General features: G+C 57.0%; 25 protein-coding genes. 19 read left to right on the forward strand and 6 right to left on the reverse strand.

Translation table 11 applies throughout. The features are described from left to right. Positions 1-242 precede the first annotated feature (242 nt). The 5 genes from B0G52_RS18390 to B0G52_RS18410 all read left to right on the forward strand — a co-directional run bounded on the left by B0G52_RS18390 (position 243) and on the right by B0G52_RS18410 (position 6,487). Positions 243-650: a hypothetical protein gene (locus tag B0G52_RS18390; protein ID WP_094046851.1), complete on the forward strand. Its 408-nt coding sequence runs from the start codon at positions 243-245 to the stop codon at positions 648-650. A 54-nt stretch (positions 651-704) separates the two neighbouring features. After that, a complete protein-coding gene (locus tag B0G52_RS18395) occupies positions 705-2,270 on the forward strand; it encodes a methyl-accepting chemotaxis protein (protein WP_094046852.1) in 1,566 nt (521 codons plus the stop codon). 15 nt (positions 2,271-2,285) lie between these two features. Further along, the gene (locus B0G52_RS18400) at positions 2,286-2,711 is read left to right on the forward strand and encodes a chemotaxis protein CheW (protein WP_094046853.1); all 426 of its coding nucleotides are present in this window, start codon (positions 2,286-2,288) and stop codon (positions 2,709-2,711) included. A 4-nt stretch (positions 2,712-2,715) separates the two neighbouring features. After that, positions 2,716-5,388, forward strand: a complete 2,673-nt coding sequence (locus tag B0G52_RS18405) for a chemotaxis protein CheW (RefSeq protein ID WP_094046854.1) — start codon at positions 2,716-2,718, stop codon at positions 5,386-5,388. A gap of 82 nt (positions 5,389-5,470) precedes the next feature. Continuing rightward, the gene (locus tag B0G52_RS18410) at positions 5,471-6,487 is read left to right on the forward strand and encodes a globin-coupled sensor protein (protein WP_094046855.1); all 1,017 of its coding nucleotides are present in this window, start codon (positions 5,471-5,473) and stop codon (positions 6,485-6,487) included. A gap of 53 nt (positions 6,488-6,540) precedes the next feature. Here B0G52_RS18410 and B0G52_RS18415 read toward each other — a convergent pair whose 3' ends face one another. Next, positions 6,541-7,152 (reverse strand): superoxide dismutase, encoded by a 612-nt coding sequence (locus B0G52_RS18415; protein ID WP_094046856.1) that lies wholly within the window; start codon positions 7,150-7,152, stop codon positions 6,541-6,543. 392 nt (positions 7,153-7,544) lie between these two features. On the opposite strand from B0G52_RS18415, the gene B0G52_RS18420 reads away from it, so the two are divergent. The 7 genes from B0G52_RS18420 to folE all read left to right on the forward strand — a co-directional run bounded on the left by B0G52_RS18420 (position 7,545) and on the right by folE (position 12,655). Further along, a complete protein-coding gene (locus B0G52_RS18420; RefSeq protein WP_094046857.1) occupies positions 7,545-7,967 on the forward strand; it encodes a GNAT family N-acetyltransferase in 423 nt (140 codons plus the stop codon). A gap of 138 nt (positions 7,968-8,105) precedes the next feature. After that, positions 8,106-8,690 carry a DUF402 domain-containing protein gene (locus B0G52_RS18425; protein ID WP_094046858.1) on the forward strand — a complete coding sequence of 195 codons (585 nt, stop codon included), beginning with the start codon at positions 8,106-8,108 and terminating at the stop codon, positions 8,688-8,690. Next, a complete protein-coding gene (gene lepB / locus B0G52_RS18430; RefSeq protein ID WP_233162788.1) occupies positions 8,687-9,322 on the forward strand; it encodes a signal peptidase I in 636 nt (211 codons plus the stop codon). Before B0G52_RS18425 ends, lepB begins: the two co-directional genes overlap by 4 nt. Positions 9,323-9,332: 10 nt before the next feature. Continuing rightward, complete coding sequence (queG, locus tag B0G52_RS18435; protein ID WP_094046859.1) at positions 9,333-10,481, forward strand: tRNA epoxyqueuosine(34) reductase QueG; 1,149 nt, start codon at positions 9,333-9,335, stop codon at positions 10,479-10,481. 126 nt (positions 10,482-10,607) lie between these two features. Then, positions 10,608-11,630: an HD-GYP domain-containing protein gene (locus tag B0G52_RS18440; RefSeq protein ID WP_094046860.1), complete on the forward strand. Its 1,023-nt coding sequence runs from the start codon at positions 10,608-10,610 to the stop codon at positions 11,628-11,630. 151 nt (positions 11,631-11,781) lie between these two features. Further along, a complete protein-coding gene (locus B0G52_RS18445) occupies positions 11,782-12,045 on the forward strand; it encodes a YneF family protein (protein WP_094046861.1) in 264 nt (87 codons plus the stop codon). A gap of 16 nt (positions 12,046-12,061) precedes the next feature. After that, positions 12,062-12,655, forward strand: coding sequence for a GTP cyclohydrolase I FolE (folE, locus tag B0G52_RS18450; RefSeq protein ID WP_094046862.1), 594 nt, complete (start codon positions 12,062-12,064; stop codon positions 12,653-12,655). A gap of 625 nt (positions 12,656-13,280) precedes the next feature. Here the strand turns inward: folE and B0G52_RS18460 are convergent. After that, the gene (locus B0G52_RS18460) at positions 13,281-14,264 is read right to left on the reverse strand and encodes a tyrosine-type recombinase/integrase (protein WP_233162790.1); all 984 of its coding nucleotides are present in this window, start codon (positions 14,262-14,264) and stop codon (positions 13,281-13,283) included. Positions 14,265-14,393: 129 nt separating this feature from the next. Between B0G52_RS18460 and B0G52_RS18465 the strand changes: the two genes are divergently transcribed. The 6 genes from B0G52_RS18465 to B0G52_RS36650 all read left to right on the forward strand — a co-directional run bounded on the left by B0G52_RS18465 (position 14,394) and on the right by B0G52_RS36650 (position 20,555). Next, positions 14,394-15,026: an HD-GYP domain-containing protein gene (locus tag B0G52_RS18465; protein ID WP_233162791.1), complete on the forward strand. Its 633-nt coding sequence runs from the start codon at positions 14,394-14,396 to the stop codon at positions 15,024-15,026. Positions 15,027-15,121: 95 nt separating this feature from the next. Then, positions 15,122-16,198, forward strand: a complete 1,077-nt coding sequence (locus tag B0G52_RS18470) for a Gfo/Idh/MocA family protein (RefSeq protein WP_094046864.1) — start codon at positions 15,122-15,124, stop codon at positions 16,196-16,198. Between the two features lie 140 nt (positions 16,199-16,338). Then, entirely contained in the window at positions 16,339-17,991 is a 1,653-nt protein-coding gene (locus B0G52_RS18475; protein WP_233162792.1) for a spore germination protein, read from the forward strand. Positions 17,992-17,997: 6 nt separating this feature from the next. Then, positions 17,998-19,110 (forward strand): GerAB/ArcD/ProY family transporter, encoded by a 1,113-nt coding sequence (locus B0G52_RS18480; RefSeq protein ID WP_094046865.1) that lies wholly within the window; start codon positions 17,998-18,000, stop codon positions 19,108-19,110. Continuing rightward, a complete protein-coding gene (locus B0G52_RS18485; RefSeq protein ID WP_094046866.1) occupies positions 19,088-20,323 on the forward strand; it encodes a Ger(x)C family spore germination protein in 1,236 nt (411 codons plus the stop codon). Before B0G52_RS18480 ends, B0G52_RS18485 begins: the two co-directional genes overlap by 23 nt. 22 nt (positions 20,324-20,345) lie before the next feature. Beyond that, positions 20,346-20,555 carry a CLC_0170 family protein gene (locus B0G52_RS36650; protein ID WP_094046867.1) on the forward strand — a complete coding sequence of 70 codons (210 nt, stop codon included), beginning with the start codon at positions 20,346-20,348 and terminating at the stop codon, positions 20,553-20,555. A gap of 98 nt (positions 20,556-20,653) precedes the next feature. On the opposite strand, the gene B0G52_RS18495 is transcribed toward B0G52_RS36650, so the two are convergent. After that, complete coding sequence (locus tag B0G52_RS18495; protein ID WP_094046868.1) at positions 20,654-21,820, reverse strand: superoxide dismutase; 1,167 nt, start codon at positions 21,818-21,820, stop codon at positions 20,654-20,656. Between the two features lie 72 nt (positions 21,821-21,892). Further along, entirely contained in the window at positions 21,893-22,891 is a 999-nt protein-coding gene (locus B0G52_RS18500) for an alpha/beta hydrolase (protein WP_233162794.1), read from the reverse strand. Between the two features lie 209 nt (positions 22,892-23,100). Here B0G52_RS18500 and B0G52_RS18505 point away from each other — a divergent pair, with 209 nt between their 5' ends. After that, entirely contained in the window at positions 23,101-23,844 is a 744-nt protein-coding gene (locus B0G52_RS18505; protein WP_094046869.1) for an IclR family transcriptional regulator, read from the forward strand. A 162-nt stretch (positions 23,845-24,006) separates the two neighbouring features. Here B0G52_RS18505 and B0G52_RS18510 read toward each other — a convergent pair whose 3' ends face one another. Together B0G52_RS18510 and B0G52_RS18515 are read right to left on the reverse strand one after the other, a co-directional pair. Beyond that, positions 24,007-25,143 carry a tetratricopeptide repeat protein gene (locus B0G52_RS18510; RefSeq protein WP_094046870.1) on the reverse strand — a complete coding sequence of 379 codons (1,137 nt, stop codon included), beginning with the start codon at positions 25,141-25,143 and terminating at the stop codon, positions 24,007-24,009. A 3-nt stretch (positions 25,144-25,146) separates the two neighbouring features. After that, positions 25,147-26,256 carry a YlbL family protein gene (locus tag B0G52_RS18515; protein ID WP_094046871.1) on the reverse strand — a complete coding sequence of 370 codons (1,110 nt, stop codon included), beginning with the start codon at positions 26,254-26,256 and terminating at the stop codon, positions 25,147-25,149. Positions 26,257-26,452: the final 196 nt, after the last annotated feature.

Here is a 26,452-nt window from a genome sequence, read left to right on the forward strand (position 1 = left end):
CTCGCCAAGGCGCGTTATGCGCCTTGGCTTTTTTGCGTTTTGAGCCCGTGCATCCGATGCCCAAACAATTTCTTAACAACTGTACGATTCGGTTAGCGAAAAACATATCTGTCTCATATTCAGTAAGCACAAGATTTAATAATTCCGCCTTACAGTAAAGGAAGATGAGGAACGTATCAGACGCAAGCAAGGAGGCGGCCGTCAGTTATGCAAGCTGACATCATAGATTGAGGAGGCATGAAGTGAAGCTAATACAGTTTTACAGACAGCTTTTCCTGGAGGCGATCAATATGTACGAGCCGGTGTGGGAAGAAGATGCGGTGTCGTTCGGTTACCGTTGGCACAAGCGGAACTACCCTTTGAGAGAGCAATTTCAAATCAGGGACATGGATCCCGAATATCCTGCGCTTATGTATTCGCTGATCTTGCCGGAGGCTTATCTGGAAACGACGATTTACGAGGAAATCAAAAGATACCCTTCCAAATACGAGCTGTCCATCGTGATTCTGAATCGCCAAGTTTGGCTTAACGCGACGCTTCAGACGGACAAGCTCCAGGATTCCCTGATGGGCTTTCTCTACCAGTCGCGCGGAGAGTTAATGAATATATTGGATTGCATCATTCGGCTGCCGGCAGAGACCGAGGTTTAACAACGGATTGCGGTCGTCACCGGCAAAACCCTTAAAGGAGACGTGGCTTGGAACATGAACATTCGAACGAAGCTGTTAACTGGATTCGGAATCGTACTTATTCTTCTCTTGACGGTGGGGGTCGTATCGGTCACCCAGATGTCGTCGTTAAAGGGCTCCATCTCGGAGATTAAGGACGAGTGGATGCCAAGCACGTACAAGCTGTCCCAACTGCGGGGCGATTTTAACGGAATAAGCGGACAGCTGCTGTTAATGAAATTCGAGACGGACGAGAAGACGAGGAGCTCCATGATCGCGGCGGTGAAAGGCTCGATGGACAGCTTCCGCGCGGGAATGCAAGAGTATCAAGCGCTGATTGTCGAGGCGGAAGAGCAGGCGAAGTACGACGATATTCGCGAGAAGACGGAACGATTCTTCGCCACGGTGGAGCAGATGGTCGGCGATGCGGAGCGGGAAGGCGCGAATACGGATCTGACTCTTATCCGGGAAGCGCTGCCGCTCGTGCAGACGATCCGGTCGGACATGAACGAATGGATCGGGTACATCGTGCAAGGATCGGACGAGAAGATCGCGGATACCTTCGAATCGAACCGCGTAGGAACGATAGCCGTCATCGTGCTCGGCTCGCTCGCGCTCGCGCTTGGCGTTGCTCTGTCCCTGTTCCTGTCGTCCAGGCTCGTTCGTTCCATCAAGTCGGTCGTAAACGTCGCCACCCGCGCCGCTCAAGGCGATCTGACGGAACGGGCGGAGTCGCTCACGAAGGACGAGGTCGGCGTTCTGGCAGGCGCTTTCAACGAAATGATGGGGAATTTGCGCTCGCTGATCGGGCATACGCTCGGTTCGGCACAGAGCGTCGCCGCCGCCGCGCAGGAAATTTCGGCGACGACGGAGGAGATCGCCAGAGGCAGTACGGACCAGGCGGAATCGGCCCAGACGATCAACGAGCTCGTACAGGAAATGTCCAGAGCGGTCGCCGCCGTCGCATCGAACGCGAGCTCGGTCGCGGAGTTGTCCGACCGCGCCAGACGCGGGGCGGAGGAAGGCGGGGAAGCGATCGAAGCTTCGCTGCACAGCATGGACAGATTGTCCGAACAGATGCGCCTGCTGGAGCAGGATTCGCAGCAGATCGGCCAGATTATCGAAGTCATCGACGAAATCGCCGAGCAGACGAATCTGCTGGCGTTGAACGCGGCGATCGAGGCGGCCAGGGCCGGCGATCAAGGAAGAGGCTTCGCAGTCGTCGCCGACGAGGTTCGCAAGCTCGCGGAACGGAGCGGGGAAGCGACGAAGCAGATCGCGTCGATCATTATAGGAATGCAGCGGAATACCGACCAAAGCGTCAAAGCGGTGGAAGAGGCGGCCGGATTGTCGGCGGCGACCGGCCGGACGTTCGAGCGCATCGTCGGCATGGTGACGGAGACGGCCGGGCAAGTGTCCGAGATCGCGGCGTCCAGCGAACAGCAAGCCGCCCAGTCCGACGAGGTGCTGCGCGCGGTCGAATTGATCGCGGCGGCCAGCCAGCAGTCCGCGGCCGCGGCGGAAGAAGCGGCGAGCTCGTCGAACTCGCTGGCCCGCCTGTCCGAGAAGTTGAACGAGAACGTGTCGATTTTCAGAGTGTAGGAGAGAGGAACCGCCATGAAAAACTATATCGTCTTGGGCCTGAACGGGGAAAAATACGCGCTGTCGATCTCGGAGATTCAGGAGATCATCAAGGTGCAGCCGATTACGGAGGTGCCGTGCGACAAGCCCTTCGTCAAAGGAGTCATCAACTTGCGCGGCAGAATCGTTCCCGTAATCGGGCTAAGCGCCCGGTTCGGGGCGGAGGAAGCCGAGCAGGGACCCTCCGCGCGCATCGTCATCGTGAGCTCGGAAGCGGACGATATCGGAATAGGTGTGGACAGCGTCGATCAAGTGGCGTCCTTCGACGAGATTCTGCCCCCGGCTGCGGATAATTCCGCGGTCGCGTCGCGCGACTATCTGGCGGGCATCGGCAAGCTGGGCGACCGGCTGGTCAGCATCTTGGATTTGAAAGCCGTGCTAGGCTTAAGAGGGGAGCTGTAATCGGATGGACCACTTCGCTTCGACCTATTTGAGCGTCTTCCTGGACGAGTTGGAAGAGCAGCTGCTGACGCTCGACCACTCCATTCTCGAGCTGGAGAGCGGCGGCAACCAGCATGATACGATTCAGAAAATATTCCGCGCCGCTCATACGTTAAAAGGTTCTTCGGCGGCGATGGGCTTCCATCAGATGAAGGAAGTGACGCACAGGGTGGAGAGCGTATTCGACCTGCTGCGCCAGGAGAGGCTGTCGCTGAGCTCCACTCTCATCAATACGCTGTTCGATTGCATCGACTATCTGAAAGTGCAGCGCGAAGCATTGAGGCAGGGGCGGGCGGAAGAGCAGCCGCACGGGACGCTTCTTATCGCCTTGAACGACTGCTTGTCGGGTCGCCCGGCCGCCACGGCCGGAAAAGAAGAAACCGACGGATTGCCGGAGATGAACGGCTGCGAGGACGCGGAGTCGGGATGGGCCCAGACCGAGTTGGAAGAGATGGCGCGTAAGAGGGAGGAAGGCGTACCGCTCTACCTGGTGTCGGTGACGTTGACGGCAGGAGCGGATATGCCGACGGTGCGGGCCATGCTCGTGCATCGCACGCTCAGCGAGACCGGCGAAGTGATCGCTCTGAAGCCGTCGCTGGCCGACTGGGAGAACGAGGAGCTGCTGCTGTCGGGCCCGATCTCGTACGTAATCGCTTCCGGGCATTCACCCGAAACGATCGGGAGCAACGTGCTGCAGCTGTCGCAAATTAACGACGTTAACGTTCAGTTGATCGAGTCGTTTCCTCAGCCGGGCAGGGTCGGCGGTCGGACGAAGGCCGAAGCTTTGCTGGACGAGCTTGCCGCTCCGGTCGCCGCTTCTGTCGCTGCGTTCGACGCGCCCCCGGTTGCCGCATCGGCTTCCGCTCCGGTCGCATCTGCCCCGTCCGCTGCGCCGGATGCGCTCGCATCCGCTCCGTCCGCATTGCTTGCGTCTGCGCCCGCGGGCAAGCTCGAAGCAAGCGCGGAAGGCAAGGCGTCGATTCAGCAGACGGTTCGCGTAGACGTGAAACGGCTGGAGCATCTGCTTAACCTGGTCGGGGAGCTGATTATCGACAACACCCGGCTGCAGGAGGTGCGCAGGAAGCTGGGCGAGCGCGCCAAGCAGGACCAGGATGTCGCGACGCTGGGAGAAGTGACGGATCATCTGAACCGCGTCATCGCCGAGCTTCAGGAGGGGATGATGAAAACCCGGATGCTGCCGATCGAGCAGCTGTTCAATCGGTTCCCGAGGCTGGTCAGGGATCTGTCGCAGCAGGCAGGCAAGGAGATTCAATTCACGATCGAGGGCAAGGAGACGGAGCTCGACCGGACGCTTATCGAGGAGATCGGCGATCCGCTCATTCATATTTTGCGCAACGCGGCCGACCACGGGATCGAGTCGCCCGACGAGCGCGAGAAGCTCGGCAAGCCGCGCAAAGGACAGCTGCTGCTGCAGGCGAGCCACCAGGAGAACGCGATCGTCATTCGCGTGAAGGACGACGGCCGCGGCATCGATCCGGAGAAGGTCAAGCGCAAAGCGGTTCATAAAGGCTTCATCACCGAGCAGGAAGCGGCAAGGCTGTCGGACAAGGAGCTTATCGCGCTCATTTTCCACTCGGGGATGTCTACCGCGGAGCAAGTGACCGAGCTGTCCGGACGCGGAGTCGGCATGGACATCGTGCGAACGCAGATCGAGAAGCTGAACGGGCTGATCGACATCGACACGACGCTCGGCCAAGGGACGGAGATTACGATCAAGCTGCCGCTGACGCTGGCGATTACGAGGTCGCTGCTCGTCGAGCTGGGCAAACATACCGTCGCGATCCCGCTCGTTCACGTGCTGGAGACGTTCCAATTATCCTCCGCGAACATCCAGAGCGTTCACGGCAAAGAAATCTGCACGGTTAGAGGAGACATTTTCCCGCTTGTCAGGCTGCACGGCAAGCTGCGCACGGAGCCAGCGCGGGCGGGCAAGGGATATGCGGTCATGATCGGGGCGGCGGAGCGGCGCGTATGCCTGTACGTGGACCGGCTCGTGGCCAACCAAGAGATCGTCATGAAGCCGTTGTCCGCTTACTTGGGACAGGTTCCGTACGTCTCGGGGTCTTCGATTCTGGGCAATGGCAGCATTGCTTACATTCTGGACGTGAACGCCGTTGTCCGCGATGCGGGAACGGTGACCGATCCCGGACGGGTCGGCAGGCAAGCGGTCAAATCCGTTCATACGGAGAAAAGGGTTACGTTCATGCTGGGCGAACAGCACTATGCGCTCGACATCGGTCAGGTCAAAGAGATCATCCGCGTGCCCGCCTTGTCGCAAGTGGCGTCGACGGCGCCGGAAATGCTCGGCATGTTCAACCTGAGAGGCTCGCTGCTGCCGGTCGTCGATCTGGCGCAATGTCTCGGCCTCCCTCCGCTGCCGATCGGGGAAGAATCTCGGGTCATCGTCATGAGGGAAGGCGGAAGCGATATCGGGGTGCTCGTGGATTCCGTAACGGAAGTGTTCAATATGCCCGATAGCGAAGTCGAGACGACTCCCGCGGCGATCGCGAGCGTCGCATCGGAATTTATCCGGGGCATCCACAAGCGCGGGGACGAGCTTACGGTGCTGCTGAGAACGGACAAGCTGCTGGCCGCCAGCGGTTTCTGCACCGCGTAATCGAACAATATCGAAGGAGTGCTTGACGAACGGACGGTTTCAAGCCACTCTAGTAAGAGACAACCGACAAGGGGGGAACTGCTTGATTCAAGTCAGCGATTCGAGGCTCAAGCAATTGAAGTACATCGGCATCTCGGAGGAAGATCTGGCGTTATTGAAGTCCAAGGAAGCTCAGTTCGCGGAAATTACGAACCAAGTGGTGGACGAGCTCTACGCGAAAATTACCGAGCAGCCGGAGCTGCTGAGACTGATCAACGGACACAGTACGATCGAGCGGCTTAAGGAGACGCAGCGCTGGTACTTCCAATCGATGACGGCCGGCGAGATCGACGAGTCATTTTTCAGCAAGAGACTGTATATCGGCAAAGTTCATTCGAAGATCGGCTTAACGACGAATTGGTATTTAGGTACTTATATTCTATATTTGGATTTGGCGACGAAGCATCTGAAGCGGGTCGATCCGGAAGATTGGGTCAAGTCGGTTCATTCGCTGAGCAAAATGTTCAACCTCGATTCCCAGATCGTGCTCGAAGCATACGAGGAAGACGAGAAAGCGAAAATCGAGAGGTTGGTGGAATCGCGCCAATATATGCTGACCAAGGTGAGCTCGGTCGTGCAGGAGCTGTCCTCGATGATGGTGCAACTGAGCGCCAGCAGCAATCTCGTCGCGTCGAACGCTTCGCATACGGCGTCCGTTCAGGAAAATTCCCACGCGAAGGTACGGGAGCTGGCGGGCAGCATCGACGAGATCAGCCAGCTTGGAACGACGATGCGGGAGATTTCCGACCAGTCGCATCTCATCGGCCTGAATGCGGCGCTGGAAGCGGCGCGCGCCGGAGAAGCCGGGCTCGGCTTCGAAGTCGTCGCCAACGAAATCCGCAAGCTGGCCATGAGCTCCAAGCAGTCGCTGGTCGCGATCCAGAGCAAGCTGAAGGAAATCCGCTCTTCTCTTGACGAGGTCAAGCACGGCAGCGAAGAGACGGTGCGCTTCTCGCGGGAACAGGCGGCAAGCTCGCAGGAGCTGTCCTCGTTCGTACACATGATCGATACGGTGACGGCGGATTTGAACGGATTGCTGGAAGAGGACGCCGTTCATTAAAAAAAGCGCATGACTCTCCGAAACGGAGGTTCATGCGCTTTTAGCATGTCTAATTACTTCGCGGAATCGTAGCTCGCGCCGACTGCGTTCCAGTCCACGACGTTCCAGAAAGCGGCGATGTAATCCGGGCGCTTGTTCTGATATTTCAGATAGTAAGCGTGCTCCCATACGTCCAGGCCGAGCAGCGGCTTGTCGCCTTCCATGATCGGGCTGTCTTGGTTAGGCAGGCTGTATACTTTCAGCTTGCCGTCTTGGCCGAGCGCGAGCCATGCCCAGCCGGAGCCGAAGCGGGTCGTCGCGGCAGCCGCGAACGTTTCCTTGAATTTATCGAATCCGCCCAGCTCGGCGTCGATCGCCGCGGCCAGAGCGCCGGTCGGTTGTCCGCCGCCGCTTGGGCTGATCGTTGCCCAGAACAGGCTGTGGTTGGCGTGTCCTCCGCCGTTGTTGCGAACAGCGGTGCGGATGCTTTCCGGAACGGCGTTCAGGTCGGAGATCAACTCTTCAACGCTCTTGCTTTCCAGCTCCGGAGCGGATTTCAAAGCGTTGTTCAGGTTCGTTACATAAGTGTTGTGGTGACGGCCGTGATGGATCTCCATCGTCGTTGCGTCGATGTGCGGCTCAAGCGCGTTAGTCGCGTAAGGAAGTGCCGGTAATTCGTGTGCCATGGTCAATTACCTCCTAAAATGGGATTGCGATATGTAGCCTAATCGCTCACAGTCTTTATTATCCAATATCCTCCCGATTAAATCAACATAAATGTATAAAAAGTCTCGAGAAGGACCAAGAGAGGAGTCGACGGCGACCTGCAACCTCTTCATTATGCCCTTTTCGATCTTGATTATTCGCCATAAATGGCGAAAAACAGTCTAATTTGGCGGTTATAAAGAATGAATAGGCGTATATCTCGTTAATTAAGCGTTTTCATCTCGTTATCTAGCAGTTTTACAAAAAAAATTTAGCTTATTTTAAGAAAAGAACTAGAATTTTCGCCAATTTGTCGTAAAATGAAGAGACCGTTAACTGGATGTAAAACTGAATGCTCGGAGGATAAGACAGCATGCAGATTCGTTCTTTCCAATTGTCAGACTACAAGTTGGTCGCGGAGCTTCTGGAAGAGGTATTATCGGAAGAATGCTGCGAAGAGACGATGGGAGCTTTCGCCCGCCAATTGTCCTGGGACAGCGAATTGGTGCTCGTGGCGGAATCGGCCGGAAACATCGTCGGCGTATTGATCGGAACGATTGACCATCACAAGGGGTATGTCTATCGCATTGCGGTTCGGGATCAGTTCAGACGCCAGGGCGTCGGACGGCAGCTTGTTTCTCATATGAGCAACCGGTTCAGGCAGCGCAACGTATTGAAGGTGTTGGTCGCGGAGGACAAGCACAACGAGCTGCTTCGCCCTTTCTACGATTCGCTCGGACTCATGTCTGTCAATACCGTTCAGTTAACACAGCCGCTTGCGATCGTAGCGGGCTGATTCGAGCGGAGGTTCATGGAAAGCATATCTTTAACGCCATTGCTTTTGGCGGGGAGATATGCTTTTCTTATATTACACGCATCGCGCGGGCAGATTCGGAGCTGCTCGATCAACCAGAACCGCAGGGAGGGACGAGCCATGACGGAAAGCGCGGACGGACAATATTCGAAGTGCGTGATCAAGAGCTTTAAGCATGACGGTTCCTTGCATCGGGTATGGCTCGAGAATTGGCAAGTTCCCGCGTGTCGGCTGCATGAGGGGCTGGATCCCCGTAAGGCATGGGTATTGATCAACGAACATACGACGGTTCAGGAATCGAACGGGCGAGAATGGTCGAGCCGCGTTCCCGCCGTCACTTATTTTCTTCCCGAACGCTGGTATAACGTCGTCGCGCTGCTGGAGGAGGTTGGCGTTCGCTACTATTGCAATTTGGCTTCTCCTCCTTACAGGTACGGAGACGTGCTGACTTATATCGATTACGATCTGGATATCGTCGTGCTGCCGGACGGAACGGCGACGGAGCTTGATCGCGACGAGTACGACGCTCACAAAGCTTCTTATCGTTACGGAGCAGCGGTGGAGGAGCGGATAGAGTCGGAGCTGCGGGCGCTCCGCGCGGATATCGGGGCCGGAGCATTTCCGTTCGACGATGCCGCGGCCCGCTTCTATTACGAGCAATGGAAAAAGCAGATGAACGCAGAAGGAGGGGAACGGGCGACATGACGGAAGGAATGGATACGGGAGTTCCCGAAGGAAGAAGCCGCTCGGCTTCCAAGGTTCAGCAAGCTCCCAAAGCGCAGAAGTCCCGCGACCGGGGACCTCTGTTGACCGGATGGCGCAAAGAGCTGTGGGACTGGGCGAAGGCGCTCATCATCGCGGCGGCGATCGTGCTGCTGCTTAAGGCGTTCGTCTTCCAGCTGTCGACGGTGAAGAAAATATCGATGGAGCCGACCCTTCATGAGAACGAATGGCTGTTCGTGAACAAGATCGCCTTGCGTCTCGGAAGTCTGGAGCGCGGAGACGTTGTTATTTTCAAAGATCCGAGCGGGAGCGAGGAAGGCAAGGAATACTTGGTGAAACGGATCATCGGCATTCCCGGGGACCAAGTGGAAGTTCGCGACGGGGAGCTCTATATTAACGGAGAGCTGAAGGTGGAGCCATACACGGATTCGAAGATCGAGGACGGAAACTTCGGTCCGACGACGGTCAGCTCAGGCCACTATTTCGTGATGGGGGATAACCGTCATCGGAACGCCAGCAAGGACAGCAGAGCGTTCAAGGAAGTGTCCGAAGAACTCGTCGAGGGCCGGGCGGACTTGATCGTATGGCCAATCACCCGAATCAAGAAGCTGTGAGCGATTGCGAATGAACAGAGATTATCGTTATTGGAAGCAATTAAAGGAAGAGCTGCTCGAGGCGGCGCCCGGTCTGGGCATCGACAAGCTGGGCGTAACGACTGCGGAGCCATTTCACGAGTTGAAGGAACGGCTGATCCGCCACCGCGAGCGCGGACACGAATCCGGCTTCGAGGAGCCGGATCTCGACTTGAGGACGGATCCTTCGCTGCATATGCCGGAAGCGAAGTCGATTATCGCGATCGCGGTCGCTTATCCGACGAAGCTGAAGAACGCTCCCGTATCGGAGCCGGGACGAAGACGCGGCATTTTGGCGCGTTCCGCGTGGGGCGAAGATTACCATCAGGCGCTCAGGAGGCGGATGGCGAACCTGTCCGAATGGATTCTGGAACGGGTGCCGGACGCCAAGCTGCTGTCGATGGTCGATACCGGAGCGCTGTCGGACCGGGCCGTGGCCGAACGGGCCGGCATCGGCTGGAGCGGCAAAAACTGTTCGGTGCTGTCCCCGAAGCTGGGCTCGTGGATGTACTTGGGCGAAATTATTACCAGTCTGCCGCTGCCTCCCGACAGCTCCTTGCCCGACGATTGCGGCGACTGCACGCTGTGCATCGACGCCTGCCCGACGGGAGCGCTCGTCGGCCCCGGTCAGCTGAACGCCCAGCGCTGCATCTCCTTCATTACCCAAACCAAGGGATTCGTGGACGACGAGATGAAGCTTAAGATCGGCAACCGCTTGTACGGCTGCGATACGTGTCAGATCGTCTGTCCGGTTAATCGCAAAGTCGACATCCGTCATCATCTCGAGCTGCTGCCCGATCCCGAAGTGGTCAAGCCTCTGCTGCGTCCGCTGCTGTCGATGGGCAATCGGGAATTCAAGGAGAAGTTCGGTTCCAGTTCGGCGGCGTGGAGGGGACGCAAGCCGATTCAGCGCAACGCGCTGATCGGATTGGGCAATTTCCGCGATGCGGAGTCGGTGCCGGACATCGTGACCGTCCTGCGCAACGATCCCCGTCCGGAGCTGAGAGAGTCCGCCGCTTGGGCGCTTGGGCGCATCGCTACTCCCGAAGCGCTGGAAGGACTGCGGGAAGCGAGCGAAGGAGAAGAGAGCGTCGAAGTGCTGGGCGCAATCGACAGAGCGCTCGAACAACGGAGCGGCTAATAGATTATTTCCGAGGAAATGAGAGGCATTTCATCCTTTGTGGGTTCATTTCCTCTTCTTTTTTGCCGAAATAGTGAGTAATGCATCAAAGACGAACATCGAGATCGAGGCAGGAGAGAAACCGATATGAAATTAGTCGACATAGAAACGGTAGAACCGGGACAAATATTGGGCAAGACGATTTTTTCCTCGAACGGAGCCGTGCTGCTCTCGACCGGCGTACAGCTTACCGTATATATGATTAGCACCCTTAAACGACTGGGCGTCACGACGATCTATATCGACGATCCGATGTTTCGCGATATTTCGCACGAAGAGCTGTTGTCGGAAGAGACGAAACGGGCCGTCATCCACCAGATGTCGGAAACGTTCGAACAGCTTCGCTCGGGCAAAAACTTCAGTTCGAAGGCGATCGGACAGACGGTCGACGATCTGCTGGAGGACGTAATGAAAAATCAGAACCTCATGATCCAGCTGTCGGATATCCGCACCGCGGACAACGCCATGTTCCTTCATGCGATGAACGTCTGCATGATGGCTTCGCTGGTCGGCCTGAACATGGGGCTCAACATGATTCAACTTAAGGAGCTGGCGGTGGGAGCGCTGCTGCACGATATCGGCAAGCTGGGCGCTCCGGAAGTTCAGGAAGGGCGCATGCACCACGCCTGGCGCGGATTCGACTTGCTGAAGAACAAGCGGGAGTACAGTCTGCTTATCGCGCACGTCGCCTTCCAGCATCACGAGGCGATCGACGGAAGCGGCGCTCCGCGCGGACTTACAGGGGACGACATTCATACGTACGCGAAAATTACGGCGGCGGCCAATCTGTACGACAATCTGATCTATCCGTCCGGCGAGGAAGCTCCGCTGATGCCGCATGAGGCTTGCGAACGCTTGAATGCCTATTCGGGAACGCTGCTGGATCACGAAGTGCTCGTCCACTTCATGCGCATCGTGTCGATCTACCCTAACGGCATATCGGTCAGGCTGTCTACCCGTCAGACGGGCGTTGTCGTCGGACAGCACCGGGGACTGCCGGGAAGGCCCGTCGTCCGCATTATCGACAAGGATGGCGACGATGCGGTCGGCTACAGCGAGATCGATCTGGCGCAGCACCCGACCGTGTTCATCGATTCCGTGCTGTCTTGAGTTCGGGATGGGCGGATGGGCTTGCAAAGGGCTTGCAAGCTATCGTTTGCGCACGTTGTTCGGCCATGCTATCATAGTACAACAGCCCTGCTCAACGCATTGCGGCGTTCGCGGGGCTTTATTTTATGAAATTCGGAGGGTGTATCGGTAAATGTGGTCCTATATTATTCCGATCGTGACGTTAATCGTCGGTTTGATCGTCGGTTTCATCATCGGGGTGTTCTACCTGCGCTCGCAGATGACCAAGATGCAAAGCAATCCCGAAATGCTGCAGAAAATGGCCAAGCAGATGGGATATAACATGAACAGCCAACAGATCGCGAAAGCGCAGCAAATGATGAAAAACCAAAATTCCGGCGGCAAGGCGACCCAGGGCGGAAACCAGAACCGCAACAATCCGAAGTTCCGCAGATAGTAGGGGAGGCGTTGTCATGGCGGGAGCCAAAGATTACTCTAACGCGCAAGTCGGCCAGAACCGCGAGCAGGTCGAATTCCATGTACGGGAAATATTGAAGCTGATCGGCGAAAACGTCGAGCGCGAAGGCTTGCTGGAAACTCCGGCTCGCGTCACGCGGATGTACGAGGAAATTTTCGCCGGCTACGCGGTCGATCCCAGAGACGTACTTGGCGTTACTTTCGACGAGCAGCACGAGGAACTGGTGATCGTCAAGGATATCGTCTATTACAGCCAGTGCGAGCATCATATGGCGCCCTTCTTCGGCAAGGCGCATATCGGCTACATTCCCAGCGGCAAGATCGCGGGTCTGAGCAAGCTCGCAAGGCTTGTCGAAGCGATCTCCAGAAGACTGCAAGTCCAGGAGAGAATTACGTCGCAGATCGCGGACATCTTGGAAGAGGTGCTTAAGCCGCACGGCGTCATGGTCGTCGTCGAAGGCGAGCATCTGTGCATGTGCGCGCGCGGCGTGAAGAAACCCGGCAGCAAGACGGTCACATCCGCGGTTCGCGGGGAATTCCGCAAAAGCCCTGCGCTTCGTTCGGAATTTCTGGAATTGCTCAACAGATAAGAATAGAATACGACGCACTAACGCCTGCGAACGATCGCAGGCGTTTTTTTTCTTGCCGCCAATCCAAGCTCCTTGCATCGATTCGCGAAAATGTCGGGAGCGCGCGGCACGTTCAGGCTGCGGACAACGACAAAAAAAGGTCAAGGCGCGACGACCGGAAGAAACACAAGATTAAACGGCGAGGGCGTGTATGCATACTCCGAAGATAGCAGATGTTGCCGAATTTTCGTTCCATGCAAGGAACTTTTGTGAAGGCGTACCGGAGGTACGTCAAGCAAAAGTGACGCAGCAGGGGGCGAAAAGGCGGTGATAGATGCCTCTGAGCGGGTTTGCATACACGCCCTAGGGAAAAAGCGACAATGGGAGATGAAGGGAGAAAATAGGAGGCAGAATGGATGTTTATTGTTAGACCTTAGCGTATATGGCAAATATAGATTTGAGGGTGGGCTTAGGATTGGGTATGCTGAAATCGATGTCGGACAATTTCTGTTATACGACATTCGAACCAGGTCTTAAGAACCTGTAATTCCCATAATTTATCTGGCGACACTTCAAATATTAGGCTAATTCGCTCAAATCCACAACGCTTCATTTTCCCTTTTCTTCCTTATTAATCCAAACTGAGTTAATATGTCAAAAATTCAGACAAAGTTTCTTCAACAAAATCAGGGGCAGCTTTGTTAATCAATTCGACGGTGTGCAGATAGCGCTGCGTCGTATTGATGTGGGTATGGCCAAGCGTTTCCTGGACCTGCTGCAAGGTCGCTCCTTTAAGCAGCGCCAGCGTCGCGTTCGTATGCCTCAGCCAATGCGGCGTCGGTTTTTTCGAGCGGATGCTTTGTTTTCCCGCGTCGCGGATGATGCGTTCGATCTGCCTGGCCGTGATTGGGAACACTTGTGCCGCCGGATCGCGCGCGGAATCGCGCTTCCCGATCATGCCGCGATAGTTCTGAAAAATAGACCAGAGGCTTGCGGGAACTTTGACGTCTCTGCTCTTGCCTCCCTTTCCGTTCTTAACGTGCAGCCATACGGATTTCCCAAGCGGATCGGAATGGAAGTCCCCCCATTGCACCGCGACTAACTCCGAGACTCGAAGTCCCAACGTAACGAGCGACAGTCCGATCAAGTAATTGCGGAAGCTTTGGCATTGCAGTTGATTCAACAGACTGCCGACCTCTCCCTTGGTCAAATAATGCTTGCGGCTTGTGACGCTCACTTGCGGAAGACGGATAGAGCTCGTCGGATTATAAGGGAGGAGACCGACGTTGGCATCGCTTCCCCATTTATACAATGACTTCAGCGGAGCGATCAGCGCGGCGACGCTTGCGGGAGCAAGTGGTTTATTGCGATAACTGGCGGCTCCGCAAATCAGGCCCAACTTGTAGGCTTCTATTTCTCTCCAGGTGACTTCCCGAAGCGACATATGCGAGACGAAGATTCTGAACGTTTTGATAGCCCTGCTGTAATTGCGAAGCGTATGCGGAGAGTAACCGCATACGGCAAGAAACATTTCAACGATCTGATCGTCGCCGATATTCGTTCCATTGGCGTAAGCGCCGGAACCTTTCATAGAACTTGCAGCCTGCGCCGTCAACGTCGTGGTATTCATGAACTGATCCTCCTCTAGAATGTCGTATAACAGAAATTGTCCGACATCGGCATAGTGGGTAACGTCCAATATATCGGCTAGACATGGCGAACATTGAATCGGGGCAGGTGCATAAAGGTGATAGGAGCCATGAGAGCAGTAGGAGAATTTCCCCATCATTTCGATCATCCCTCTGACATTTCGGAGATGATGAAGTTGTTGCGCTACAAGCACGAGGACACGTACCATCACTGCGTTCGAGTCGCCCTGCTGAGCGAGAAGGCGGCTTCGGCGATGCGGCTGGATCCGGCCAGCGCGCAGAAGCTGGTCAGAGGCTGCTTCATTCATGATCTGGGCAAGCTGCTCGTTCCGAACGCGATTCTGGATTCCGTCAAGCCGCTCACGGAGGAGCAGTGGTCTCTGATCAAACGCCATCCGGAGTACGGAGCGGACATTCTGAGGGATAAGGGAGAGCGGGACGCCGAGCTGATTCGTCTGGTGCTGCACCACCACGAGAGGTGGGACGGCAAAGGCTATCCCTACGGACTTGCCGGGGAACAAATTCCGCTGTTCGCGAGAATCTGTTCGGTCGTCGACGCCTTCGACACGATGATGTCTCCCCGTCCGTATCGTCGCCGCAAGACGTTGGAGGAGGCGACGGAGGAATTGCTGAGGAATGCCGGAACCCAATTCGATTCCGCGATCGTTAACGCTTTTATTCCTTTGGCGGGGGAAGTGACTCCGCTTTATTTTTCTATATATGACAGAGACAAAAGACCATAAGAAGAAAGCCAAAATGGCTCTGTCTGCGCAGGCGGGTTTTCGATTAAGATGTGGGTAAGCGCTTAAATCGCAACTTAATTGGAGGAATTATCGATATGGCAAGCTCGTCCAAAATCCGCATCGGCCTGATCGGCGCAGGCAACATCGGCAACGTTCATCTTCAGGAATTCGGCAAGCTCGGCGAGGAATGCGAGTTCGTCGCCATTACGGACGTCTATCTTCCGCTTGCGGAGCAAAGAGCCAAGCAATACGGAATCCCGGTCGTCTCCCCTTCCCCCGAAGAACTGATTCGCAGGGAGGACGTGGACGCGGTCATCGTCGCCGTTCCCAATCAGGCTCATGCGCCTCTGACGATTCTGGCTCTGGAGAGCGGCAAGCATGTGCTCGTCGAGAAGCCGATGGGACTGGACTCCGCCGCCGCCAAGGATATCGTCCGGGCGCAGAAGCGCACGGGCAAGACCGTGATGGTCGCGCATCAGATGCGTTGGGAACCGCTCGCTCTGAAGGTGAAGGAGCAGGTGGAGCGGGGAGAACTGGGCAACATCTATACGGCCAAGACCGGCTGGTATCGCCGCAAAGGCATTCCGGGTTGGGGAACGTGGTTCACCCAGCATAATCAATCCGGAGGCGGTCCTCTGATCGATATCGGCGTGCACATGCTGGATCTGGCGTTTTTCTTGATGGGCGAGCCCAAGCCGGTATCGGTGTACGGCTCTACTTACGCGGAGTTCGGTCCAAGGAAGAAGGGCATCGGAACTTGGGGCAAACCGGATTGGAACGGAACCTACGACGTAGAGGACTTGGCCACGGCCATCATCAAGATGGACGACGGAACTTCGCTTACGCTGGAGGTCAGCTGGGCGGTTCATATGGACACCGACAGCGCTCCGTTCCTTCATCTGATGGGATCCGACGGAGGCATCGCGCTTCGCGGAGGGGAAGGCAAGTTCCTGACCGAGCGATTCGATCAGACGGTTGACCTGCCGCTCGCCGCGCCGGAGGACGATGAAGGAGCCCGCGTACGCCTAAGCCGTCATTTCCTCGATTGCATCCGCACGGGTGCGCAGCCGTGGACGTCGGCGGAGACGGGACTGCGCAGCAACCTGATCATCGACGCGATCTACGAATCTTCCCGCACAGGCGGCGAAGTGAAGCTCGACTGGAGCCTATAAGCAACGGAAAGCCCTCGGACCGCTACCCGGTTCGAGGGCTTTTTTTCGATCCTATCGGGGAGTGCCGGAACGCAGGGGTTTAAAAAAGGGAGGAATGCCAAAGAATAACACTTACATTTTCAACGAGTCTCATCTTTAGAATGGCGGTGAAAGGCATCATGTTCCTGTTCGGGAGAAGGAAAAGAAGACGATCTTCCGGCGACAACGGGGAATATCCCCGTATACCCGCCGAGAGGCTCAACGACGCTGCCGTCGACGGAGATCTGGAACGCGTCGTCAGGCAAATTCGCGGCGTCCTCGGGGAGAACGACGATTTTACGATCCGCCGGTTTCTAGTATTCGGACGGTATCCCGCGGCGATGTTTTTTTACCCCAATATGATCGACATGACGACGTTGAACTCGGAAATTCTTAAGCCGCTTATGTACGGACCGCCGCATGCGGAACGGCTTCCCGAGAATGGGGAGGAGCTGTGGGACTTTCTTCTGGAATCGACGCTGTATCACAGCGACGTCCGGTCGGAGACGCTCGTGGCGAAAGTCGTCTCCGACCTGCTGCGCGGGCAGACCGCCGTTATTATCGAAGGCGTGGCCCAAGCGCTGCTGCTCGGCACCCGCGCCATCGAAAAGCGCTCCATCGATCAGCCCGCCACCGAGCAAGTTATTCGCGGACCGCGCGAAGGCTTCATCGAATTGCTGTCCACGAACATCTCCTTGATCCGTTATCGGCTCCAAACCCCGGATTTGCGCGTGAAGACGATGGAGGTCGGCCGGAGGTCGCAGTCGAAGGTGGCAATCTGCTACATGCACGGCATTACGAATCCGGAGCTCGTGAAGGAAATTACGAGGCGGCTGGACCTGATCGATGTCGACGCGATTCTGGATTCGGGTTATCTGGAGCAATTCATTGAAGACAACCAGATGTCCCCGTTCCCTCAGGTTCAGTACACCGAAAGGCCGGACAAGGTCGTCGCGAATTTGCTGGAGGGCCGAGTGGCGCTGATCGTGGACGGGTCGCCGCTGGCGCTGGTCGTGCCGACCGTCTTCAGCCAGTTCTATCAGACGGTGGAGGACTACACGGAAAGGTTCCTGATGATGAGCGCCATCCGCTGGGCGAGGCTGATCGCGCTTGTGTTCTCTCTCGTTTTTCCGTCTCTCTACGTGGCGATCATCTCGTTTAATCCCGAACTGATTCCTACGGAGTTCGCGGTGGCCGTGGCGGGGGGCCGGGCGGGCGTTCCTTTTCCGGCCATCGTGGAGGTGCTGGTGATCGAAATCTCGATGGAGGTGCTGAGGGAAGCGACGATTCGCCTGCCGCAGCAGGTCGGCGGGGCGTTATCCATCGTCGGCGTGCTTGTCGTCGGCCAGGCCGCGGTCGCAGCCGGATTCGCCAGCCCGATTACCGTCGTCATCATCGCCCTCACGACGATCGGCTCCTTTGCCACCCCGGCTTACAACGCTGCGCTGGCCCTGCGCCTGCTGCGCTTTCCGCTCATTGTGCTGGCCGGTATATTCGGCCTGTATGGAGTCATGATCGGTCTCATTCTGATCGCCAACCACCTGCTGTCGCTCAAGTCGTTCGGCGTTCCGTACTTAAGCCCGCTCGTTCCCGGCAGCCCGCAGGGAATGAAGGACCTGTTCCTGCGCGGACCTTTCTGGTGGATGAGCACGCGGCCGGACTTCCTGCATCCGAGCGACAAGACCCGCATTAGCGACCGGACGGTCGAAGAGCTGAAGAAGCCTCCCAACAATGTGCTGGAACCCGCGGACATCGAGAACACAAGGAAGAGGTGAGAGGGCATGAAGCAAGCGAAGCGCATTACGACGGTGCAGGTCGCCGCGATTATGACCAGTACGATTATCGGCGTCGGCGTGCTGCCGATTCCGCTGTTCGCCGTGAGGGGAGCGGGGTCGGGCGCTCCGCTCGTCACTTTGCTGGGCGCAGCGGTCGCTTTCGTGGGACTGTTTCTGATTACCCGGCTCGGCATGCGCTTTCCCGACCAGTCGATCGTTCAGTACGGTGAGGTCGTCATCGGCAAGTGGCTGTCCTGGATCGGCAGCATCGGCGTCATCGGCTTCTTCGCGATTCTGACGTCGCTGACGGCGCGGGAGTTCGGAGAGGTGGTCATTACATCGGTATTGACCGAGACGCCGCTGGAGGTGACGGTCATCGTCATGCTGATGCTGGCCGCGATCTCCACCCGCAACGACATTACGACGTTCGCTTATATCCACCTGTTCTATTTTCCGCTGCTGCTCGGACCGGCTCTGCTGATCGTCGCCCTGTCGCTGAAGAACGCCGACTTGATCAATTTGCAGCCGATCTGGGGCAATTCCCATGAGGGCATGCTGGCCAGCGTGCTGACGATCGCTTCGTTGTTCCAGGGTTCGTTCATCGTTACGACGGTCATTCCGGCGATGCGCGAGCCGCGGAAGGCGATGATAGCCAGCGTAGTCGGACTCGTCATTGCGGGCGGCATGTACGTGATGATCGTAGCGGCGACGTTAGGCGTATTCGGCTCGGAGGAGACGAAAAATCTGCTCTGGCCGACGCTGGAGCTGGCCAAGGCGACGTCGCTGCCCGCCAACGTGCTGGAGAGGCTCGATGCCGCTTTTCTGGCGGTGTGGGTGACCGCGGTGTTTACGACGCTGTTTTCCAGCTACTATCTGGCGGTCAAGGAGCTGAGCAAGCTGTTTCGGCTGCAGGACCACAAGCTGTTCTCCTTTTTTCTGCTGCCGGCCGTGTTTTCCATGGCGATGGTGCCCTATAACATTTTACACATGTATGAGATTATCCAGAACGTCGGCCGCATCGGGTTGTTCGTGACGATCGCTTATCCGGGGCTGCTGCTTGTCGTCGCCATTCTTCGGAAGAAGAGAGGGGAGCCGAGTGAGAAGCGGTCGGCGGGTTAAAAGGCTGCTGTTGTCGGCGTTCGCGGCGTCCGTCTTCCTGCTGCTGACGGGCTGTTGGGACCGTCTGGAGATCGAGGAACGGGCCATCGTGCTGGGCGTGTCCGTGGACAACGCGCCGCCGGGAGCGGCCAAGCGCGAGAGCGAGATTTCCCATACGGCCGAGGGATTTCCGGTTCCTGACGTTAACATGATTCGCGTTACCCTGCAGATTGCGCTGCCCGGCAAAATCCCGCTGGGTCCGGGCGAGAGCGGCGGAGGGGGCAAAGGCTCGGAGCAGACGGTGTGGGTCGTCGGCACGGAGGGGCACACGGTCGACGATGCGATCATGAATTTGCAGCAGCAAATCTCGGGCAGACTATTCTTCGGCCATCTGCGCGTCATCGTCGTGTCAGAGGATGTAGCGCGCCTCGGCATGCAAAATATTAACGATTATTTTCACCGCAATCCCGAAGTACGGAGAATGGCCTGGATGATGATCAGCAAAGGAAGCGCGGAGCAGGTGATGCGCGCTTCGCCGGAACTGGAACGGGTGCCTGCGCTATACCTGATGTCGACGATGGACAACGCGGTGAAGCTCGGCAAGTTCCCGGAAAACTATGTCGGCATGTATTGGAGCAATTCGGCCAAGCGAGGTCAGGAAGGCTATCTCCCTTACGTAGAGTTGAAGAAGATGCAAAATATCGAAGTGAAAGGAATGGCGTACTTCAAGGACGACAAGCTGCAAGGAACGACCAAGCCGTTCCAAGTGGCCGCCTATATGTCGATCAAAGGAATGAATCCGGCCGGATACAGAGGAGTGGTCAAAATCGGCGGGGCAGCGGACAGCGTCATGATCTATGCGACGTCGCGCAGATCGACCATCAAGGTCCGGGTGCAGGACGGAGAGCCGATCGTGAACGTGGCGATCTTCACCGAGATCAATCTGGAAGAGAAAATCAACGAGCAGTTTACGATCAACGACTCCGCTTCTTTGGTCCAGATCGAAGAACAGAACAAAAGGTCCCTGCTCCGGGAGACGGAAGCTCTGATCCGGCAAATGCAGGAGAAAGGGTCGGACATCTTCGGGTTCGGCGAATACGTGAGGGCGAAAAAGCCGGGTTATTGGAACGCCCGCATCGGATCGAAGAACAAGTGGCAGAGAGCGTTCAAGGAGCTTCGCGTCGAAGTGGAGGTCAATTCGAAAATACGCAGGGTCGGCATGAAGGCGAAGTAATCGGAAAGGAGGGAAGCGGAAGATGAGAAGCGGCGGTTATACAGGATCGCTCGGATATATTGTCCCGTTGTGCTTGATCACGGGGGCGTTCCTCCTCCGTTGGGAGGTCGTCATGTATCAGAAAACAAAGCAGAAGCGCGAAAAAAAATTCGCAAGGACGCTCGGGTGGATTAACGTGATCGCGGGAATCGGCATGTACGCGGGCAACTGGATCGTAAGCAAGCTGATGTAATCGACGAAGGGCTGTCCCGTAACCTATCAAGCATCTCGATCACCCGAGTTGCCTGACTTAGGGGGATAGCCCTTCGTTTGCGTACAACTGTCAGCTCTTCAATAGGGAGCCCAATTGACCGTGTGGGCCACGGCGAACCGCTCCGCGACGTAAGGCCAGTTGACGACGTTCCACCAGTCTTTGACGTAAGCGGCGCGGTCGTTCTGATGCTTGAGATAATAGGCGTGTTCCCAGACGTCGAGCGGAAGCAACGGAATGACGTCCCATTGGGACAGGTTCTGATGCTTCTCGGCGGTCAGGATTTCGAGCCTGCGGCTGCGAGGGCTCCATACGAGAATGGCCCAGCCGCCTCCTTCGACCTTGCCGGCCGCTTCCGAGAATTGCTTCTTAAACGCGTCGTAGCTGCCGAAGCTGCGGTTGATCTCGTCGAGCAGCGCTCCGGTCGGCTTGCCTCCGCCCCGGGGGGACATGACGTTCCAGAACAGCGTATGCAGGTAATGTCCTGCGCCGTTAAAAGCAAGCTCTCTCTCCCAATGCTTCACCAGATCGAAGTTGCCGGTTCGGCGCGCCTCCTCCAGCTTTTTCTCCGCCGCGTTTAAGCCTTCGACGTAGCTGAGGTGGTGCTTGTCATGGTGAATGCGCATCGTCTTCTCGTCGATGTAGGGCTCCAAGGCGTTGTAGGCGTACGGGAGCGGAGGGAGGGTATGTCCTCCGATCGGCACGGATGGAACGGATGGTTCGGCAGCGGCAGGCGGCGAGACCGAGGCAGGAGCTTGCGACGCGGAAGCGGCGGGGGCCAGGCGGACTTCGTCCGCATTCAGCGCGCCGGACAATCGCAGCTGGTTCAGCCCTTCTTCGCCGAAGTCGAGCTGCCGCTCCAAAAAGGCGAACACGGAATGCGAAGGCTGCGCGTTCCCGACGGCTTCGCTATGCTGGCGAAGCAGCAGCAATTGGCGGCCGAATTCCTTGGATTGCTTTAACGCTTCCCCGAGCAGTTCGGGGCTAAGCGCATTGCGATCGTTCTCGGCGTCCTCGGCGTCTTCCGCCGGTTCGGCGAGCTGCTTGTTCAGCCGCTGCGCGTATTCCCGGGTTTGATCGAAGACGTTCTCCCATTCGCCGAGCCAGCTTACGTAGACGGGCTCCAGCCCGGGCAGGGCGGAGCGGATGGACGCAGCGTTCTCCCGCTCGCGGGCTTTCCAGATCGTGATCTCCTCCGTAAGCCGGAGCGGATCGATTAAACCGTATTCGGATCGGATGATGGGCATGATTCGTCAGCCTCCCCTATTCGCTTGTATCCGAAGCAAGCTTCGTACAAACGTATGCGGGAGGCGTCGGAATCATGCTTGCTTGCGAACGCTTTCCAAAAACGCGGCCGTTCGGGCGACGTATTCTTCCGTGTGCGTGCGGTAGATCATTTCATGTATCGCTCCGGGAACGATCCATAGCCGGGACAGATCGTTCGTCTGCGCTTGGGCGACGTTCTCCGCGATGGAGAACGGGGCTTTGTCGTCGGCCGTGCCGTGGATCAGGAAGATCGGAAAAGCATAATCCGTCGCTTGCGCTTCGGCGGCGGGCACGTCGTCCAGCGCAACTCCCCCCATCAGGGGCAGGAACAGGCGAAGCAGAGAAATCGTCGGATATTGCGGGAGATGGATATAATGATTAATGTTCGCGTAGATGGTGTTCTCGTCGGGCAGGAAGGTGCTGTCCAGAATCATCGCGTCGACCGGCTCGGATTGCAGGGCCGCCTGAAGCGCCGTGCCGGCTCCCATCGAGAAGCCCCAGACGATCAGCTCGTCGCTGCCTTGCGAACGGGCATACTGCAGCGCGCCCCTCAGCTGCTGGGATTCGGAGATCCCGCCGGTCGCGGGAGACGGATTAAGCGGGTTGGCATAGCCGTAGTCGAACATCAGGACGTTATACTGCAAGCCGTTGAGGAAGCCCGCCAGATCGTACATCGGAACCCACGGCTCCTCACGGTTCGTTCCGTACCCGTGGCTCAGCACGACCGTCTTGCGGCTGTCGCCGGCGGGAATCCACCAGCCCTCGACCTGGGAAGCGCCGTCCGCGCTCGCGAAGACGACGTCGGAATAGGCAAGGTTTTTGGCAAGCATCGGGTTCGATCCGATCGATGCGATCGGAGGATAAGAGAAAAGATACGCGGCATAAGCATGGAAAGCGACGAACAATCCCGCCATCAGGCAGGAGAGTGCAACGAATAGATTAAGCGCAATGCGGCTCAGCTTGAATGAGGCCGAGTGAGGATAGGAGGAGACGGGAGTGGAGATAACCGTATCCGATCCCGCGTAAGGAAGTGTCGTCGACAATGAGGTCATGGGGATCGCCTCGCTTTGCACGTTCTGAGATTCTTCTAATTTTAATCGTAGAAAAAGCGGCATTCAGCGTCAATGCGTAACGGAGAGTTGTAAATGAGACGTAATCAAATTGTAATAAAGCGCTTCCAATATTTACGGAAATGCAAGTTTGAGTTATAGTGGATGTAACAGGGTTTCATAGAGTGAAACGGATTAGGAGGGACACTGGCATGGAAGAGGAGAAAAAGACGGTTCGTGCCGTGGAGAGAGCGCTGGATGTGCTGCTTTGTTTCGCCTCGGGCCATGAGTGGGGACTTACCGAAATTGCGGGCAAGGTTGGCCTGCACAAGAGCACGATCCATCGGCTGCTCGCGACTCTGGAGGATAGAGGCTTCGTTACGCGCGATCCTTCGACGGAGAAGTACCGTCTGGGGCTCAGCATTCTCGAATTGTCCGCGCACTTGTCGCGGTCGGACGATCCTTCCGTCATGCTGCTTCCCGAGATGGAGCGACTGAGGGATCAGCTTAACGAGACGATCAGCCTCTACGTCCGGGATAGGACGGAGCGGGTCAGAATACAGGCGGTGCAGAGCATGCAGGCGATTCGCAGAGTCGCGACGGTAGGCGCGCGGCTTCCGCTGTCCGTGGGAGCATCGAGCAAGGTGCTGCTCGCCTTCGCCGATCCCGGCGTGAGAAGCGCGGTGCTGACGGACCCCGCTTGGCCCGCCCAGCTCGAGCGAGAGACGTTCGCGAAGCAGTTGGACGATATTCTCGCCGCCGGTTACGCAACCAGCTTCGAAGAGCGCGAGCCGGGCGCAGCGGCGGTGGCCGCTCCGATCTTTAACCGGTCCGGGAAGCTTGTCGCGGCGCTGTCCGTCTCGGGGCCTTCGAACCGGCTGACGCCGGATCGGATGCACGAGTTCGCTCCCGCCATCGTCGAATCGGCGCATCGCATGGGGACGATGCTGGGGTAATTAAGTTATACATCATGGGAAATCAGTAAGCCGGACAAGTGTATTATTGAGACAGAATAGGGGTATGTATCTCCTGGAGAGCGAAGCGCTTGCCTCATACGATCATGAAATTACCCTGTCACGGGTTAATCGATGTTGCGCTCTGACCTCTCTGCCTCCGACTTATTTGCTGTTGATGCGCTCCTGAACCCGCTTGGGGGCGACGGAGGAGGCCTTGGAGCCGAGCTGGTTCCAGTAAATCTTGTAGTGGGATTTGGCGGCGGATCGCTGTCCGAGCGCCCATTCGACGTCGGCCAGATTGAGATAGGCGACGGTGCGGGAAGGGACGAGCTTGACGACGTTGGCCAGCACCGGCTTCGCTTTCTTGTTTTGCCCGGTCAAGGACAGGAAGTAGCCGTAATCGTTCAGAATGCCGACGTAAGCGCCCAAGGTTAGCCGGAAGTCGGCGTCGAAGGCGTCCGCAAAGCCGACGATATCTTCTTTAATCAGCTTGCCTTCCGCATAATCCCATGTGCCGAAGGCTTCGCTGTATTGCTCAAGGCCGTATTCGAGATAGGCTGCCGCCTTTTTGTTATCTTTGGCCTTATGCGCTTGCAGAGCTTTCTGATGGGCCAACTTAAGCGTCGGAGCGGCCAGCGTATAGCTCTCTTCGTACGCTCCCGGATACATGGGATAGTCGAGCGAAGCGAGTTCGATCAGTCCGTCCAGGTCCTTCGCTTTCAGCAGGTCGGCCTTCTCCATGTAGTAGTTTGCGGTCGGATCGTCGTATTCGTGGCTGACGACGTAGAACCGGTCGCCGGCCCATTCCAGCTCCACTATGGATTCGAAGGCCCGGAACGGCATCTGGGTCCAGACGTAAAGTCGGTTGTCTTCCGTGGAGAAATCCAGCTTGGCGGTGTTCAGGAACATGTCGCCGGTCTCGCTGCTTGCGGCGCGGTCCAGCAGCACGATTTTCGTGGCATCCTCGTTCGTGGCCACCAGTACGAGCTCGATCCATTCGTAATTGTAGATGAAAGAAATAAATTGCCTCGTATAGCCTTTGGGATAATTGCCCAAGTCTACTTCGTAGACATTCTCGGCCGTGACGGCTTCCGCCTCTTCGTCGCTCAGCTCCAGATTGTCCGCCACGAACGGCCATATCCGCTCGTACAGCCTCGTGCCGTCCTTCAGCTCGTTCAGGCTCGCAGGCGCGAAGGAGGCGTTGCCGTCCGCCGCCGCTGCATAAGGAGTCTGCGGGACTCCGGCGAACGCGAACAGGGTCAAGGCTGCGATCAGAAACCATTTTTGCCAGCTTCTCATACGTTACCCCTTTTCTTTTAACTTCCCGTCGGGTTCATCGGGTTTCGGTTCCAGCTTCTTCAGGAATTCCACCGCTTCTTGCAGCGTAGAGACTTTGACGAGCTTCGGCTTCAGCTTCAGCTTGTCGACAGTCTCCTGGGCGAGCGTCCAGTTGGACTCGTTCTGCTCGCTGTAGGGGACGAGGAAATAATCGGCATTCTCCCTGTCCGCCGCCATCAGCTTATAGTTGATGCCTCCGATCAGGCCGACCGTTCCGTCCGCGCTGATCGTCCCCGTGCCCGCGATTCTGTATCCTCGGGTCAAATCCTCTCCGGTCAGTTGGGCGATAATCTCCAGCGTCATCATAAGGCCGGCGGAAGGACCGCCGGTATCCGCGAAGTCGAATTTGACCGGATCGGGGGCAGTGACCTTAAGCACCGTCTCGTTCCTGAAGCCGATGCCGGTGCGGTTGTCCGGCGCCATCGTAATCAGCGGCACGGTCGTTTCGAATTTCTCTTTGCCTCTCGTGCCCGATACTTTGACCTCGTCTCCGGATTTTTTCCCCGTTAAGTAGTCGGAAAGCTCCTTCGCGGAAGGAACGTCTTGGTCGTCCACCTTCGTGATGATATCGCCTTCCTGCAGGCCATGCTCTCTCGCTTTGGATTCCGGCAGCAGCGTAACGACGATGACTCCCTGCGGCTGGACGTCGATCGGTTTGCCCATCGTGGTGTAAGCGGCCAACAACGCGTTCGCTTCGGAGCTGTCCCGCATGTAGGAGAGCAGGTTGCGATAAGCGGTCAGGTTGGTGGCGCCTCCGGTAGCCGTATCCTCGGACTTGACTTCCATGCGAGGGTTGAATCTGGCGTACAGAATCGAGAAAATGTTCGGGTTCGAGTAGGTGGAGACGGTCGTGAACAGAAGCGCGCCTTTCTCCTCGAGCTCGTGGCCGGTCTCGACCCGGGGATGCACGGGCTCCGCGGATCCGGGACCGTACAGCATGTAGGGCCAAGGCTTAATGTACGCATAGAACAACAAAAAAAGGACGGCCAGTAAGATGAGGGCAGTCCGGTATTTTCGTAGCCAAGAGGGTTGCTTGTAGGTGTCCAAACCGGATTCGCCTCCGTAATCTTTCATGTGATCCTATTATACCTTATGTGGGACGCGGGAAACAAAAGCCCGATTGCCTGCCGAAAAAATGGAGTCGTTGGGGAGCAGTCCCGTGGGCGATTGCCCAGGAGCGGAGAGACATGTCGAAATTGGTCATCTGTCGAAGAGAACTTGCGATTAAACCCGCCTTGCAGTCAGCATTCTATAAAAAACAAACAAAATA

Origin of the sequence: Cohnella sp. SGD-V74, from assembly GCF_003001675.1 — a bacterium.
Classification (GTDB): domain Bacteria; phylum Bacillota; class Bacilli; order Paenibacillales; family Paenibacillaceae; genus Cohnella.